Here is a 15,762-nt window from a genome sequence, read left to right on the forward strand (position 1 = left end):
AGCTCTCGTCGTGGACGTCAGGCATAGCGGATCCTCGGGTCCAGGACGGCGTAGAGCAGGTCGACGACCAGGGAGGCCACCAGGTAGACGATCACCAGCACGGTGACGATGCCGACCACCGTCGGCCCCTCCTTCTGGTTGATCGCCCGGTAGAGGACGTTGCCGACGCCCTGCACGTTGAAGATGCCCTCGGTGACGATCGCGCCGCCCATCAGCGCGCCGAGGTCGGTGCCGAGGAAGGTGACCACCGGGATCAGCGAGTTGCGCAGCAGATGACGGGAGACGATGGTGCGCCGGGGCAGGCCCTTGGCCACCGCGGTGCGCATGTAGTCGGCCCGCAGGTTCTCGCCGATCGACGTCCGGGTGAGCCGGGCGACGTACGCCAGCGACAGCGAGCCCAGCACGATCGCCGGGAGGATCAGCTGCGAGAGGTCCCTGGAGTCCTGGACGGTCGGGGTGACCCAGCCCAGGTTGGTCGCGAACACGGTCTGCGCGATGTACGCGAGGACGAAGACCGGGATGGAGATCACCAGCAGGGTGAGGATCAGGACCACGGTGTCCTGCGCGCTGCCGCGCTTCAGGCCGGAGACCAGGCCCAGCAGCAGTCCGAAGACCATCTCGAAGACGAAGGCCAGCAGGGCCAGCCGGATGGTGACCGGGAAGGCGTCCGCCATGATGTCGGAGACCGGGCGGCCGGTGAAGCTGGTGCCGAAGTCGCCCTGGAAGAGGTTCCCCATGTAGTGCAGGTACTGCTTCCAGATCGGCTGGTCGAGGTAGTACTTGTGCTTGAGGTTGGCGACCACGGCGGGGTCGGCGGCCTTCTCCCCGAACAGCGCCGCGACCGGGTCACCCGGCAGCGTGTAGACCATCAGGAAGATCAGCAGCGTGGTGCCGAAGAACACCGGGATCATCTGCAGCACCCGCCGCAGCACGTAACTGCCCATCCGAGCCTCCCTCCTGGAGAAGTGGTCGAGTGCCCGGGCCCCGCCCTCCGTGCGGAGGAGGGCGGGGCCTGCGCGGGGCGCCCCGTCAGCCCTTGACCTCGACCTGGGTCCAGGCCGGGTTGCCGAAGGAGTCGAACTTCACGTTCTGGACCCTGGTGGAGTAGCCCGAGTTGGTGCGGTAGTACCAGAGCGGGATGGCCGGCATGCCCTGGGTCAGCACGGCCTCGGCCTGCTGGTAGCCGGTCACCGTGTCGGAGACGCTGGACGCCTCGTCGGCCTGGGTGGCGAGCTGGTCGAACTGCGGGTTGCTGTAGCCGAAGTCGTTGGACGCGGCACCGGTGCGGTACACGTCGGCGAGGAAGTTGGCGTTCAGCGGGTAGTCCTGGACCCAGCCGGTGCGGAAGGCGCCGTTGATCTGGTGGCCGGTGATCGCCGCGCGGGCGGTCTTGAAGTCCGGCTTGGGGTCACCGACGCAGTCCACGCCGGTGTTCTGCCGGATCGAGTTGCAGACCGCGTCGACCCACTCCTTGTGGCCGCCGTCCGCGTTGTAGGTGATGGTCAGCTTGTTGCCGGGGACGCCGCCGCCCTCGGTGATCAGCTGCTTGGCCTTGGCCGGGTCGAACCTGCAGTTGTCCCCGCACTGGCCGTCCTTGTAGCCCTCGACGCCCTCGGCGACCCAGGCGGTGGCCGGCTTGCGCGAGCCCTGGAGCACCGTCTTGGTGATGGTGTCGCGGTCGATCGCCATCGACAGGCCCTGGCGGACCTTGGCCTTCTCCGGGGGCGCCCAGTCGGCCTGGTAGAGCGTGAAGCCGATGTTCTGGATGGCGCCCTGCGGGGCGTCGATCGCCCGGTCGCCGAGGTCGTTCTTGTAGGTGGCCAGCGCCGAGGGCGGCACCTGGTCGATCACGTCCAGGTTGTTGGACTGCAGGTCCGCGTAGGCGGCCTCGGCGGTGTTGTACATCTTGAAGACGATGCCGCCGTTCTTCGGCTTGTCCACGCCCTGGTAGTCCGGGAAGGCCTTGGTGACCACCTGCTGGTTGTGGTCCCAGCTGACGAACTGGTAGGCACCGTTGCCGACCGGCTTCTGCCCGTACCCGGTGGGGTCGTTGAAGAAGCCGTCCGGGAGCGGGGAGAAGGCGATGTAGCCGAGCTTGTACTCGAAGTACGAGACCTTGTGGCTCAGCTTGACGGTGAAGTGCAGGTCGTCCGTGACGGTCAGTCCGGACATCTTGGCCGCGGTCGGCTGCCCGCTCGTCGGGTGGACGTCCTGGTAGCCCTCGATGTCGGAGAACCAGGAGCTGTTGATCTGGTTGTTGGTGCTGGTCGCACCCCAGTTCCAGGCGTCCACGAAGTTCTTGGCGTGCACCGGCGTACCGTCGTGGAACTTCCAGCCGTCCTTCAGGGTGACGTTGAAGGTCTGCGAGTCACTGGTGTCGATCTTGTCCGCGACCTGCATCCGGATCTTCGCGGTCTCGGGGTCGTAGTCGACCAGACCCTTGAAGAGGTTCTGCAGGATGCGCCCGCCGCCGGTCTCGTTGGCGTTGGCGGGCTGCAGCGCGTTCTGCGGCTCGCTGCTCTGGTAACTGAAGGTCTTGCTGCTGTCCGACGAGCCGCTGCTGCCGCCCCCGTCGCTGCTGCTGCTGCATCCACTGGCCACCAGGGCCACGGACGTCGCTGCGGCGAGGACCCATCGAGCACGGGTGGCCACGGGCATGGAGGTCCCTCCTCAAGGTGTGTGACGCATCACACCCCATGAGAAGCGCGGCCGCCCGGCGGCGCGAGCGGGGAACCCCCGGACGGGTGCACCGCCGCGGCCGTGGTTGACGCCCCGGCGGACCCGGGCGCGCCGACGCCGGAGGGGCCCGCGCCGTGAACGGCGGCGGGCCCCTCCGGGCGGGAACGGTCGGGCGGTCAGGCCGCGGCCGTCTCCCGGACGGCGGCGAAGTGGCACGCCGACTGGTGCTTGGCCGCGCCGCTCAGCACCTCGGGCACCGCGAGCAGCGGGACCTCGGTCGAGCAGCGCTCCTCCGCCTTCCAGCAGCGGGTGCGGAAGCGGCAGCCGGACGGCGGGTTGGCCGGCGAGGGGATGTCACCGGTCAGGATGATCCGGTCGCGGTTCGCGCGCGCCTCCGGGTCCGGCACCGGCACCGCGGAGAGCAGCGCCTGGGTGTACGGGTGGGTGGCGTTCTCGTAGATCTCCTCGTCCGTGCCGATCTCGACCATCTTGCCGAGGTACATCACGCCGACGCGGTCGGAGATGTGCCGGACGATCGAGAGGTCGTGGGCGATGAACATGTAGGAGAGCTCGAACTCGTTCTGGAGCTGCTCCAGCAGGTTGATCACCTGGGCCTGGACGGAGACGTCGAGCGCGGAGACCGGCTCGTCGCAGATGATGATCTCGGGCTTGAGCGCGAGGCCGCGGGCGATGCCGATGCGCTGGCGCTGGCCGCCGGAGAACTGGTGCGGGTACCGGTTGATGTACTCCGGGTTGAGGCCGACGACGTCCAGCAGGTCCTGGACGGCCCTGCGGCGGTCGCCCTTGGGAGCCACCTCGGGGTGGATCTCGAAGGGCTCGCCGATGATGTCGCCGACCGTCATCCGCGGGTTGAGCGAGGTGTACGGGTCCTGGAACACCATCTGGATGTTCCGGCGGACGGCCTTGAGGCCCGCGCCGGACAGCTTGGTGATGTCCTCGCCCTTGAACAGCACCTGGCCGGACGTCGCCCGCTCCAGGTGCATCAGCACCTTGGCCAGCGTCGACTTGCCGCAGCCGGACTCACCGACGATGCCGAGCGTCTCGCCCCTCGCCAGATCGAAGGAGACGCCGTCGACGGCCTTGACGGCGCCGACCTGCTTCTTGAACAGGATGCCCTGGGTCAGCGGGTAGTGCTTGACCAGGTCCTTGACCTCCAGGATGGGCTCAGCCATGGAGGGTCTCCTTCCAGAGGTGGCACGCGCTGCGGCGGCCGGTGAGCTCCTTGCCGTCCTTGTCGGTCACCTGGTGCAGCTTCGGGATCTCCGTGCGGCACAGGTCGGTGGCGACGTCACAGCGGGGGTTGAACGCGCAGCCGGCCGGGACCTTCAGCAGGTTCGGGGGCAGGCCCTTGATCGCGTACAGCTCCTGGCCCTTCTGGTCCAGGCGCGGGATGGAGCGGAGCAGGCCCTTGGTGTACGGGTGCGCCGGGTTGGCGTACAGGTCGTGCACCGGGGCGGTCTCGACGATCCGGCCGGCGTACATCACGGCGATCTTGTCCGCGACGTCGGCGACCACGCCGAGGTCGTGGGTGATCAGGATCAGGCCCATGTTGTACTCGTCCTGCAGCTCCGCGAGCAGGTCCATCACCTGGGCCTGGACGGTGACGTCCAGGGCGGTGGTGGGCTCGTCGGCGATGATCAGGTCGGGCTCCATGGAGAGCGCCATGGCGATCATGATGCGCTGGCGCATGCCGCCGGAGAACTGGTGCGGGTAGTCGCCCACGCGCTGCTTGGCGGCGGGGATGCGCACCCGCTCCATCAGCTCGATGGCCTTCTCCCGGGCCTCCTTCTTGGAGGCGCCGCGGTGCACCCGGAACATCTCGCCGAGCTGGGCGCCGACGGTCATCACCGGGTTCAGCGAGGACAGCGCGTCCTGGAAGATCATCGAGATCTTCTGGCCGCGGATCTGCCGGCGCTCCTCCTCCTTCATGGCGAGCATGTCCTGCCCGCGGAAGAGGATCTGGCCCTGCGAGATCTTGCCGGGCGGCATGTCGAGGATGCCCATGATGGTCTGGGCGGTCACCGACTTGCCGGAGCCGGACTCGCCGAGCACCGCGAGGGTCTCACCGGCGGCAACCGAGTAGTTGACGCCGTTCACGGCCTTGGCGACGCCGTCCCGGGTGTGGAACTCCACGTGGAGGTCCTTGACCTCCAGCAGCGGGGTACCGACCTCCAGGCGGCCGCTCTTCTGGTTCTTCTCGATCACGGTGGTCATCGGGTCGTCACCTCTTCTCTCAGCGGAGCTTCGGGTCGAGGGCGTCGCGGACCGCGTCGCCGAGCATGATGAAGGCCAGCACGGTGATGGACAGCGCGGCCGACGGGAAGAGCAGGACGTGCGGCGCGTCCAGGAAGCGGACCGAGGCGTCGCTGATCATCAGGCCCCAGGAGATCTGCGGCGGCTGGACGCCGATGCCCAGGTAGGACAGGGCGGCCTCGGCGCCGATGTAGACGCCCAGGGAGATCGCGGCGACGACGATGACCGGCGCGATGGCGTTCGGCAGGATGTGCCGGAAGGTGATCCGGCCCGATCCGGCACCCAGCGCACGGGCGGCCATCACGTAGTCGTTGTTCTTGTTGGCCAGCACGGAGGCGCGCATGATGCGGAAGATCTGCGGCCAGCCGAGGACGGCCATCACCAGCGAGACGCTGTAGGCGTTACCGGCCCACGGGATCATCGACATGATCAGCATGCCGCCGAGCAGCAGCGGGATCGAGAAGAAGATCTCGGTGAAGCGGGACAGGATCGAGTCGACGATCCCGCCCTTCCAGCCGGCCCACAGGCCGAGCAGGGCGCCGACCACGGTGACCACCAGGGTGGTCACGATGCCGACGATGATCGAGTTGCGGGCGCCCCACACCGTGCGGGTGTAGACGTCGCAGCCCTGGACGTCGTAGCCGAACCAGTGGTCCGCGCTCGGGCGCTTCAGGGAGTTGGCCAGATCGCAGGCGTTGCCGTCGAACGGGCTGCCGTCGGTGAACAGGCCCGGGGCGATCGAGATGACCACGAGGAAGAAGACCAGCACGGCGCCGATGATGAAGACCGGGTTGCGGCGCAGGTCGCGCATCGCGTCGGTCCACAGGCTGGCGACGCGCTCCGGCTTCTCGGTCTTGCCCTGGCCGGCCTCGGGCCGGTTGTCCCCCGGCTGGGTCTCGGCGTCCTTGGTGATGGTGTCACTCATAGCGGATCCTCGGGTCGAGCACGGCGTACAGCAGGTCCACGAGCAGGGTGGTGACCAGGTAGATCAGCACCAGCAGCGTGACCACGCCGACGATGATCGTCCCCTGCTTCTGGTACACGGACTGGGCGAGCAGACCGCCGATGCCGTGGATGTTGAAGATCTTCTCGGTGATGACCGCACCGCCCATCAGACCGCCGAGGTCGGCACCCAGGAAGGTGACGATCGGGATCAGCGCGTTGCGCAGGGCGTGCCGGCCGACCACCCGACGGCGCTTCAGGCCCTTGGCGACCGCGGTACGGACGTAGTCCGTGCGCATGGTCTCCATGAGGCTGGTGCGGGTCAGTCGGGCGACGTAGGCCAGCGACAGCGAGGCCAGCACCAGGGCCGGGAGCAGGTAGGCGCGGAGCCCGTCCTCCTCGTTGAACGAGACCGCGAAGATCTCGATGCCGTAGTCGTTCTTCAGCTTGACGCCGAGCACCAGCTGGAGCACGAAGCCGGTGACGAAGACCGGGATCGAGATGACCAGCAGGGTGCTGATGAGGACCAGCTGGTCCAGGAACTTCCCCTTGCGCAGGGCCGCCAGCACACCCGCCGCGACACCGATGACCGCCTCGAAGACGAAGGCGACCAGGGCGAGGTTCATGGTGTACGGGAACGCTTCGCCGATCATTTCGCTCACCGAGCGACCGGTCAGGCTCTCGCCCAGGTCACCCTGGAAGACACCGGTGATGTAGTTCCAGTACTGAACGATGAACGGGTCGTTCAGGTGGTACTTGTTGCGGATCATCTCCGCGACGATCGGGTCGGCTCGCTTCTCGCCGGCCAGCGCCTGCACCGGGTCTCCGGGCAGCGAGAACACGACGAAGTAGATCAGGAATGTCGCACCGATCAGAACAGGGATCGCCTGTATCAGTCGGCGGATCACATAGCGGCCCATCAGACCTCCACACTTTCGGACAAGGAAGGGAGGCGGGCGGAGCCGGACTGTGGTCCGGTCCACCCGCCCCCTATCGTCTGCGTCTCAGATCAGCCGGCGAGCTCGACCTCGTCCAGGTTCATGCGACCCTGGGCGTCGGTGTCGAAGTTCTTGATCTTCTTGGAGTACGCGGCGGAGGACATGTAGGTGTAGACCGGGATGTACGGCAGGTCCTGGATCAGGATGTCGTCGGCCTGCTGGTACAGCTTCAGGCCCTCCTCCGGGGTCTTCGCCTGGTCGGCCTGGTCCAGCAGCGCCTCGAACTGCTCGTTGACGTAACCGCCGTAGTTCGAGCCGTTGTCGATCGCGACCTTGGAGAAGATCGGACGCTCGTAGTTCTCGATCGACGGGTAGTCCATCGACCACGCCATGCGGAAGGCACCGGAGTACTGCTTCTCGCCCAGCGCGTCCAGGATCTTGCCGAACTTCTCGAACGGCTTGGTGGTGACCTCGACGCCGAGGTTCTTCTTCAGCTGGTTGGCGACGGCCTCGATCCACTCCTTGTGGCCGCCGTCGGCGTTGTAGCCCAGCTCGATGGTGTTGTTCGGGACACCGCCGGCGGTGTCGAACAGCTGCTTGGCCTTGGCCGGGTCGTACTTGGCCGCGTCGCCCATGGCGCCCTTGCGGTAACCCGGGATCAGCGGGTTGATGAAGTCGTCGGCCGGGACGCGGGTGCCCGAGAAGATGGTCTTGGTGATCTGCTCGCGGTCGATCGCCATGGAGATCGCCTTGCGGATCTCCGGCTTGCCGTACGCGGCCGGGTTGGTCGAGATCGGGAAGCCGATGTAACCGACGCCGGACTCCGGCTTGTAGATGTAGCGGTCGCCGAACTCGCCCTTGACCGTGCCCATGGCCGAGATCGGGAGCTTGTCGGTGGCCTGGATGTTGTCGGCGCGCAGGTCGTTGTACGCCGTCTCCAGCTTGTCGTAGATCTTGAAGGTGACGCCCTGCAGCTTCGCCTTGCCGTCGGCGGCGGGGAAGTTGTCGAAGCGCTTGACCTTGATCTGCTGGTTGTGCTCCCACTTCCCGTCCATCTGGAACGGGCCGTTGCCGATCGGGGCTTCCTCGAACGACTTCTTGTCCGCGAAGAAGGCCTTCGGCAGCGGGTAGAAGGCGTTGTAGCCCAGCATGGTCTTGAACTGGGAGAACGGGTTGGTCAGGGTGACGGTGAAGGTCTTGTCGTCGACGACCTGCAGGCCCTTGAGCTTGTCGGTGGTCGGCTTCTTGTCCTTGCCCGGGGCCAGGTCGGCGGAGCCGTCGATCTTGGCGAAGAAGGGCAGGCCCTCGGCGGCGTTGTCCTGGTTGGCGCCCCAGTTCCAGGCGTCGACGAAGGACTGGGCGGTGACCGCCTCGCCGTTGTGGAAGGTGTAGCCGTCCTTCAGCTTGATCGTCCAGACCTTGCTGTCCGGGGACTCGATCGACTCGGCGACGCGGAGCTTCGGCTCGTTGGTCTTGTTGTCGTACTCGACCAGGCCGGCGAACAGCGCGTTCAGGACCTCGGCACCCTCGGACTCCGCGGTGTTCTGCGGAATCAGACCGTGCTGCGGCTCACCGAGCTGGACGGCGATCGTGCCACCGCCGGACGACGCCTTGTCGCTGCTCTTCGAGCTGGTGCTGCAGGCGGTCGCCGCGAGGGCGATCGCGGTCGCCGCGACGATCCACTTGGTCTGGGTTGCACCACGCATGGGGGGATGCCTCCTGAATTCGACTTTCCAACGAGGAGAGCACCGCGGGCGGTTGGTCCGGTCCGCCGTGCCGTCCGCGCTCGTGGTTTCGGCGCGCACCCCTGCGCGTTAACCCTTGACCCGAGCCTGACTGCACCCACTATGTGTCACGCACGGACACGAAAGTGACCACTGCCGATCTCAATTAGGTCACATGAACGGTCGGTAAGTTTCGAAAATCGGACATATGAGACATACTCAGACAGGCATCAACCGGACAGTCGTCATGAATGACGGACTGTCACGTTCGCTCAGCGGACATCTTGGCGTGGTAGGCGCTATTCCGTTTATACGCGCGTCGACAGCGTGGAGTAGTTGAAAAAGTTCGCCCCCCTCTCCATCGGAAAGGGGGGCGAACGTTTCCGGCCGAAGCACCGCCGGAGGGTCCTCAGCGGGCCGTGATCACGCCTTCTTCGCGCGCGAAGCGGTCCGGCCGCGGTCCTTCTGGTCCAGGACGACCTTACGGATGCGAACCGTCTCCGGGGTCACCTCGATGCACTCGTCCTCGCGGCAGAACTCCAGCGACTGCTCCAGCGAGAGCTTGCGCGGCGGGACGATCGACTCGGCCACGTCGGCGGTCGAGGACCGCATGTTGGTGAGCTTCTTCTCCTTGGTGATGTTGACGTCCATGTCGTCGGAGCGCGAGTTCTCGCCGACGATCATGCCCTCGTACACCTCGGTGCCCGGCTCGCAGAAGAGCACGCCGCGCTCCTGCAGGTTGGTCATCGCGAAGGCGGTGACCACACCGGCCCGGTCGGCGACCAGCGAGCCGTTGTTGCGGGTGGTGAGCTGGCCGAACCACGGCTCGTGGCCCTCGTGGATCGAGTGCGCGATGCCGGTGCCGCGGGTGTTGGTCAGGAACTCGGTCCGGAAGCCGATCAGACCGCGGGACGGCACGACGAACTCCATCCGGACCCAGCCCGAGCCGTGGTTGGACATGTTGTCCATCCGGCCCTTGCGGATGCCCATGAGCTGGGTGACGGCACCCATGTGCTCCTCGGGCACGTCCACGGTCAGGCGCTCGACCGGCTCGTGGATCTTGCCGTTGACCTCCTTGGTGACCACCTGCGGCTTGCCGACGGTCAGCTCGAAGCCCTCGCGGCGCATGGTCTCGATCAGGATGGCCAGCGCCAGCTCACCGCGGCCCTGCACCTCCCAGGCGTCCGGGCGCTCGGTGTCCAGGACGCGCAGCGAGACGTTGCCGATCAGCTCGCGGTCCAGGCGGTCCTTCACCTGGCGGGCGGTGACCTTGCGGTCGACCTTGGCGCCGGACTTGGCGTCCGCGCCCTTGCCGCTGCCGCCCCGGCCGACCAGCGGCGAGGTGTTGGTGCCGATGGTCATCGAGATGGCCGGCTCGTCCACCGTGATCAGCGGCAGCGCGATCGGGTTCTCCGGGTCGGCCAGGGTCTCGCCGATCATGATCTCGGAGATGCCGGCGACGGCGCAGATGTCACCGGGGCCCGCCACCTCGGCCGGCTTGCGGGTGAGCGCCTCGGTCATCAGCAGCTCGGAGATGCGGACGTTGGAGATCGAGCCGTCGCGCTTGATCCAGGCCACCGTCTGGCCCTTGCGCAGCTCGCCCTGCTCGACGCGCAGCAGCGCGATGCGGCCGAGGAAGTTGTCGGCGTCCAGGTTGGTGACGTGCGCCTGCAGCGGGGCGTCGGCGTCGTAGGTCGGGGCCGGGACGTGCTCCAGGATGGTGGAGAAGAACGGCTCCAGGTTGTCGCTGTCGGCCGGAACGGTGCCGTTCTCCGGCTTGGTCAGCGAGGCGACGCCGTCACGGGCGCAGGCGTAGACGATCGGGAACTCGATCTGGTCCTCGTCCGCGTCCAGGTCGAGGAACAGGTCGTAGGTCTCGTTGATGACCTCGTCGATCCGGGCGTCCGGACGGTCGGTCTTGTTGATGCAGAGGATGACGGGCAGCCGCGCCGTGAGCGCCTTGCGGAGCACGAAGCGGGTCTGCGGCAGCGGACCCTCGGAGGCGTCGACCAGCAGGACGACCGCGTCCACCATCGACAGACCGCGCTCGACCTCGCCACCGAAGTCGGCGTGGCCCGGGGTGTCGATGATGTTGATGGTGATCGGCGCGCCACCGTCCTTCGGGTGGTACTTGACCGCGGTGTTCTTCGCGAGAATGGTGATGCCCTTCTCGCGCTCCAGGTCGTTGGAATCCATCATCCGGTCGTCGAGCTGCTGGTGGGCGGCGAAGGCGCCGGCCTGCTTCAGCATGGCGTCGACCAGGGTGGTCTTGCCGTGGTCGACGTGGGCGACGATGGCGACGTTACGGATGTCGTTGCGCGTGGGCATGCCTAGCAGATTCTCCCGGAATCGTGGGTTACGGCGCCCGGCTGCGTGACGCGCACTTGCGACCCCTGTCGGCCGCCACCACCCGTTCCGCCTGCTACTACCGGTCCACCCGCCGGGCAGGACATGCCACGGCTTCCTCCTATGGTACGGGGAACCGCCCAGCTGGGCCGAAACGGGCAGGAAGCGCGGGGTCGGGATCACACCCTGTTCACTCCCTCTTCACCCGGCGACCCCCGTGCGCCGGTCCGCCGCCCAGCCCAGGTCCTGGAGGCGGGGGCGGCCGAGGCCCCGGACGCCGGCGCCGGTGACGCCGGCGCGCACCGCGAGCGCCTCCGGGCGCTGGAACAGCGGCACCGAGTGGCCGAGCTGCCAGATCCGCACGTCGGCCTCCTGAAGCAGGGCCCGGCGTGCGGGCGGGTCGGGCTCGGCGGCGGCGCGCTCGAAGAGGCGGTCGATCTCCTCCGTCCCGGCCCGGGCGTAGTTGCGGCCGGCCACCGGGGCGCCGTCCGGGCCGGGGCGGGGCTTGGCGTAGACGGGCCGCTGCTCGTCGGCCGGGGCCGGGCCGGCCGGCCAGGCGAACAGGGCGAGGTCGTAGTCGCCGGCGGCCAGGTGGTCGCGGACGAAGGCGTCCGCCGGGGCCTCGGTGACGCGGACGGCCGCCCCGGCCGCGCCGAGGTCCGCCGCCACCGCCTCGGCCGCCCGGCGCAGGGTCGCGGAGCCCGCCGGGACCAGCAGGGTGAGCGCCAGTTCGCGGCCGGCCCCGGTCCGGGTGGCACCGGCGGCGGGGCGCCGCCAGCCGGCCTCGTCCAGCATCCGCCCGGGGTCGGCGCCGCCCAGCGCGTCCGCGTCGTCCCGGTAGCCGGGCTGGTCGCCGGCCAGCAGGTGGTGGCCGAGCGGCGCGGCGGGCAGCCCGAACGGCGCCAGCGCGGCCTCGGCGGCGTGCCGGCGGTCGACGGCGCGGGCCAGCGCCCGGCGCAGCGCCGGGTCGGTGAGCGGTGCGCGGGCGGCGTTCAGGGTGAGCTGGACGAGGCCGGTGCCGGCGGCCCGGTGCAGGGTGACGCCGGGCAGCGCCCCGGCGCGCCGCAGCGCCTCGGCGGGGTCGGCACCGGCGTGCTCGACCGCCGTGGTGAGCGGGGCGAGGTCGAGCCGGCCCGAGGCGAGCTCCTCGGTCCGACGCTCGGCCGGGACGGCGAGGAACTCGATGCGGTCGGCCTTGGCCGGCTCGCCCCACCAGAACGGGTTGCGGACCAGGGTGGCCCGTCCGCCCGCCGGGTCGTACCCGTCGACCAGGAACGGGCCGGCGGTGGGGTGGGCGGTGCCGCCGGGCAGCGGGCGGCCGAAGGCGGCGGCGGTGGCGGTCTCGGCGGCGGGGTAGAGCGGGCCGAACAGGGCCTGCCACTCCCCGCAGGGCCGGCGGAAGGTGACCTTGACCTCGTGCGGGCCGGCGCCCTGGGCGATGGAGTCGACGGCCGCGTACCCGGCCGGGCCGGCGGCGGTGTAGGCGGGGTCGAGGCCGGAGAGCGCGGCCCGCTGGGCGATGAAGTCGGCGGCGGAGAGCGGGGTGCCGTCGCTCCAGACGGCGTGCGGGTTGAGGTGGTAGGTGACCACCTGGGGCAGCTGTCCGGGCGGCGTGGACTCGGCGGCGGCCAGGTAGTCCGGGTCGGGCGTCCACTCGCCGTGCGCGTCCGGCCGGAACATCGCGGGGTAGAGGGCGTGGGCCAGCAGCGCGGACTCGGGGGTGGCGGCGGGCTGGTGGACGTTCAGGGTGGCCGGGACGGCGTCGACGGCCCAGCGCAGGGTGCCGCCGTCGCGGACGGCGGCCCGGTCGGCCGGGCCGAGGTCCCCGGTGACGACGGCCGGGGCGGGCGGCGCGGGGTCGGGCGTCCGGCCGGGGCGGGCCGTGCCGGGGCCGCCGAGGCAGCCGGCCGTGACACCGAGGGCGAGCAGCAGGGCGGCGGCTGCGACGGGGAGGCGGGCGCGCATGGCGGCCATGGAACGCCGCCCCCGGGCGCCCGGCGGCCCCGACACGGCGGCCCGCCGGGCGACAGCACCCGGTCGGGCGCACGGTCACCCGCTCCGCGTCCGGGGCGGGCGTCCCGGACGGTCCCTAGAGTCCCAGCTCGAACCAGACGATCTTGCCCTTGGGCGTGCGCCGGCTGCCCCAGCGTTCGGCGAGCAGGCTGACCAGCTGGAGGCCGCGCCCGCCCTCGTCGGTCTCGTGGGCGCGCCGCTGCCGGGGCTGGGCGTAGCCGTCGTCCCAGACCTCGCACACCATGGTGGAGTCGCGCAGCAGCCGCAGCCGGATCTCGCCCCGGCCGTGCCGCAGCGCGTTGGTGACCAGCTCGCTGACCAGCAGCTCGGTGGTGTCGACCAGCTCGTCCAGGCCCCGGGCGAGCAGCCAGCTGCACGCGTACTCGCGGGCCTTGGAGACCGAGGTCGGCTCGGGCGGCAGGAACCACTGGCCGACGGCGTCGTCCGGGAAGGCGTGCACCTTGGCCATCAGCAGGGCGATGTCGTCCTCGCCGTGGTGCGGGTTGAGCTCGCCGAGGACGTGGTCGCAGAGGTCCTCCAGGTTCTTGCCCTCGTCGGAGAGCGCGGTGCGGAAGGCCTTCAGGCCCTCGTCCAGCTGGTGCTTGCGGCTCTCCACCAGGCCGTCGGTGTAGAGGCCGAGCACGGCGCCGTCCGGGAGGGTCAGCTCGACCTCCTCGAAGGGCTCGCCGCCGACGCCGAGCGGCAGGCCGGGCGGGACGTCCAGCATCCGGGCGGGCTCGCCGGGGCCGAGCAGGACGGGCGGCAGGTGGCCGGCGTTGGCGAAGGTGCAGCGCCGGGTGACCGCGTCGTACACCGCGTAGACGCAGGTGGCCAGGTAGACCTCGCGGGCCTCCTCGTCGGCGCTGGAGGTGAGCCGCCCGTACGGGTTGGAGCGGCCGGTCGGCGCGGTGTCGTCGCCGAGGCCGCGGGCGATCTCGTCGAGCGCGGCGAGCACCTCGCCGGGCTCCAGGTCGAGCATGGCCAGGGTGCGGACGGCGGTGCGCAGCTGGCCCATGGCGACGGCGGCGCGCAGGCCGCGGCCCATGACGTCGCCGATGACCAGGGCGGTGCGGTTGCCGGGCAGCGGGATGACGTCGAACCAGTCGCCGCCGACCTCGGTGTTGTTGTTGCTGGGCAGGTAGCGGCAGGCGATCTCCAGGCCGCTGGCGACCGGGTTGCCCGGGGGCAGCAGGCTGCGCTGGAGGATCAGCGCGCGCTCGTGCTCGCGGCGGTAGAGCCGGGCGTTGTCGATGCAGACGGCGGCGCGGGCGACGAGTTCCTCGGCGATGGCGACGTCACGGGCGTCGAAGGGCTCGCTTCCGATCGCCCGGGAGAGCTGGACCAGGCCGAGCACCTGGTCGCGGGCGACCAGCGGGACGATCAGGGTGGAGCGCAGCAGCGGGTCGGGGCCGGGCTCGGGGACGACGCTGCGGCCGGTGCGCAGCGCCCGGGCGTGCGGGGAGCGGCGCGGGTAGCACAGGGTGCCGCCGGCCTCGGCGATGGGCAGTCCGGTGACCGAGCCGAGCACCGAGGAGGCGCCGCCGACCACGCTGGAGACGGCGACCCGGCGCAGTTCGCCGCTGCCGTCGGTGAGCACGGTGTCGCCGAGCCGGCCGGCGCTGGGCACGGTCTCGCCGGAGAGCAGCGCGGTGTAGAGGTCGACGGTGGCGAGGTCGCAGAACGGCGGGACGACGACGTCCAGCAGTTCCTTCGCGGTGGTCTCCAGGTCGAGGGTGGAGCCGATGTGGGCGCTGGCCTCGTTGAGCAGGGCGAGGTTGCGGCGCACGCCGTCGGCCTCGCGTTCGGCGACGTGCCGGCTGGTGACGTCGGAGACCTGTCCGGCGACGCCCATCGGCTGGCCGGCCGCGCCGTTGAGGCGGTAGAGCGAGACGGCCCAGAGCCGGTTGCCCTCGCGGGTCGGCACGGCGGCGTGGAAGCGCAGGTCGAAGACGGGCTCGCCGCTGGCGAGGACCTTGCGCAGGGCGGCGGTGAGCCGGTCGGCCTCGGAGCCGGGGAAGATGTCGTGCGGGGTGAGGCCCTCCAGGTCGGTGGGGGCCAGCCCCATCCCGGAGGCGAAGGCGTCGTTGACGCGCTGGAAGCGCAGCCGCTCGTCGAAGAGGACGAAGCCGGTCGGGGTCTGGCCGAAAACCGCCTCCGAGGCGGCCAGATCCGTCTCGATCCGGCGCAGCCGGCCGAGGTCGACCGCGAGACAGGTGGCGCCGGCGGCGGGCAGCTCGCTGTCCGGCATCAGGTAGAGCTCGGCGAGGCCCTCGCCGCCGTCGGCGTGCCGGTACGGGGTGGTGCCGACCCACTCCTCGCCGGCCAGGGTGCGCTCCAGCCGGGCGCGGCCGCGCTGCCAGAGCTCGCGCGGGACGAAGGTGGTCACCGGGTCGGCGCCGACCGCCTCGACGGCGGGGACCCCGAAGAACTCGGCCGCGCGGTCGCTCCACTGGCTGATCCGGCCGTCGGGGCCGATCGCGAAGGTGGCGACCCGGATGTAGTCGTAGATCGAGCCCGGGTCCCCGGCACCCCACCGCTCCCCGGCCGCCGGCCGCGGGGCGCGGGCGCGGGCGGGCAGGTGGTGGTGGGCAGGACCGGGCACGTGTTGGGCGCCGGCCTGCCCGGGTACAGCGGCATGACCGCTGCTGCTCGGCGCATTGCGCGCCGGGGTGCTGTTCACGGACCGACCCCTCCAAACCCGCGACCGTCCGGATGTCGAGAAGACCGAGTATTCATCATCGAGGGGTACGTTCACACGCCCTCAACATCACAACATCAGATCGGGCGAAGGTTTTTGTCCTACCGCCCGCGCAACCACAATGCCACGCTCGCGCCCCCCGCCGGAG

10 protein-coding genes are annotated in these 15,762 nt (G+C 70.0%); all 10 read right to left on the minus strand.

What is annotated here, in order from left to right; translation table 11 throughout:
- Positions 1–17: 17 nt before the first annotated feature.
- Entirely contained in the window at positions 18–944 is a 927-nt protein-coding gene (locus ACF1AK_RS26720) for an ABC transporter permease (RefSeq protein WP_391501363.1), read from the minus strand.
- 85 nt (positions 945–1,029) lie between these two features.
- A complete protein-coding gene (locus ACF1AK_RS26725; RefSeq protein ID WP_391501364.1) occupies positions 1,030–2,658 on the minus strand; it encodes an ABC transporter substrate-binding protein in 1,629 nt (542 codons plus the stop codon).
- 197 nt (positions 2,659–2,855) lie between these two features.
- Positions 2,856–3,872, minus strand: a complete 1,017-nt coding sequence (locus ACF1AK_RS26730; protein WP_391501365.1) for an ABC transporter ATP-binding protein — start codon at positions 3,870–3,872, stop codon at positions 2,856–2,858.
- Positions 3,865–4,914: an ABC transporter ATP-binding protein gene (locus ACF1AK_RS26735; RefSeq protein WP_391501366.1), complete on the minus strand. Its 1,050-nt coding sequence runs from the start codon at positions 4,912–4,914 to the stop codon at positions 3,865–3,867. The genes ACF1AK_RS26730 and ACF1AK_RS26735 overlap by 8 nt, the downstream gene beginning before the upstream one ends.
- Before the next feature lie 19 nt (positions 4,915–4,933).
- Positions 4,934–5,878 (minus strand): ABC transporter permease, encoded by a 945-nt coding sequence (locus ACF1AK_RS26740; RefSeq protein ID WP_391501367.1) that lies wholly within the window; start codon positions 5,876–5,878, stop codon positions 4,934–4,936.
- Positions 5,871–6,815 carry an ABC transporter permease gene (locus ACF1AK_RS26745; RefSeq protein ID WP_380287115.1) on the minus strand — a complete coding sequence of 315 codons (945 nt, stop codon included), beginning with the start codon at positions 6,813–6,815 and terminating at the stop codon, positions 5,871–5,873. Before ACF1AK_RS26745 ends, ACF1AK_RS26740 begins: the two co-directional genes overlap by 8 nt.
- Before the next feature lie 89 nt (positions 6,816–6,904).
- Complete coding sequence (locus tag ACF1AK_RS26750; RefSeq protein WP_391501368.1) at positions 6,905–8,539, minus strand: ABC transporter substrate-binding protein; 1,635 nt, start codon at positions 8,537–8,539, stop codon at positions 6,905–6,907.
- 441 nt (positions 8,540–8,980) lie between these two features.
- Positions 8,981–10,885 carry a translational GTPase TypA gene (typA, locus tag ACF1AK_RS26755; protein WP_391501369.1) on the minus strand — a complete coding sequence of 635 codons (1,905 nt, stop codon included), beginning with the start codon at positions 10,883–10,885 and terminating at the stop codon, positions 8,981–8,983.
- Between the two features lie 219 nt (positions 10,886–11,104).
- Positions 11,105–12,868: an ABC transporter family substrate-binding protein gene (locus ACF1AK_RS26760; RefSeq protein WP_391501370.1), complete on the minus strand. Its 1,764-nt coding sequence runs from the start codon at positions 12,866–12,868 to the stop codon at positions 11,105–11,107.
- Between the two features lie 124 nt (positions 12,869–12,992).
- Positions 12,993–15,596, minus strand: coding sequence for a SpoIIE family protein phosphatase (locus ACF1AK_RS26765; protein WP_391501371.1), 2,604 nt, complete (start codon positions 15,594–15,596; stop codon positions 12,993–12,995).
- Between the last annotated feature and the right edge of the window lie 166 nt (positions 15,597–15,762).

The organism is Kitasatospora sp. NPDC015120, assembly GCF_043080305.1.
Taxonomy (GTDB): Bacteria; Actinomycetota; Actinomycetes; order Streptomycetales; family Streptomycetaceae; genus Kitasatospora.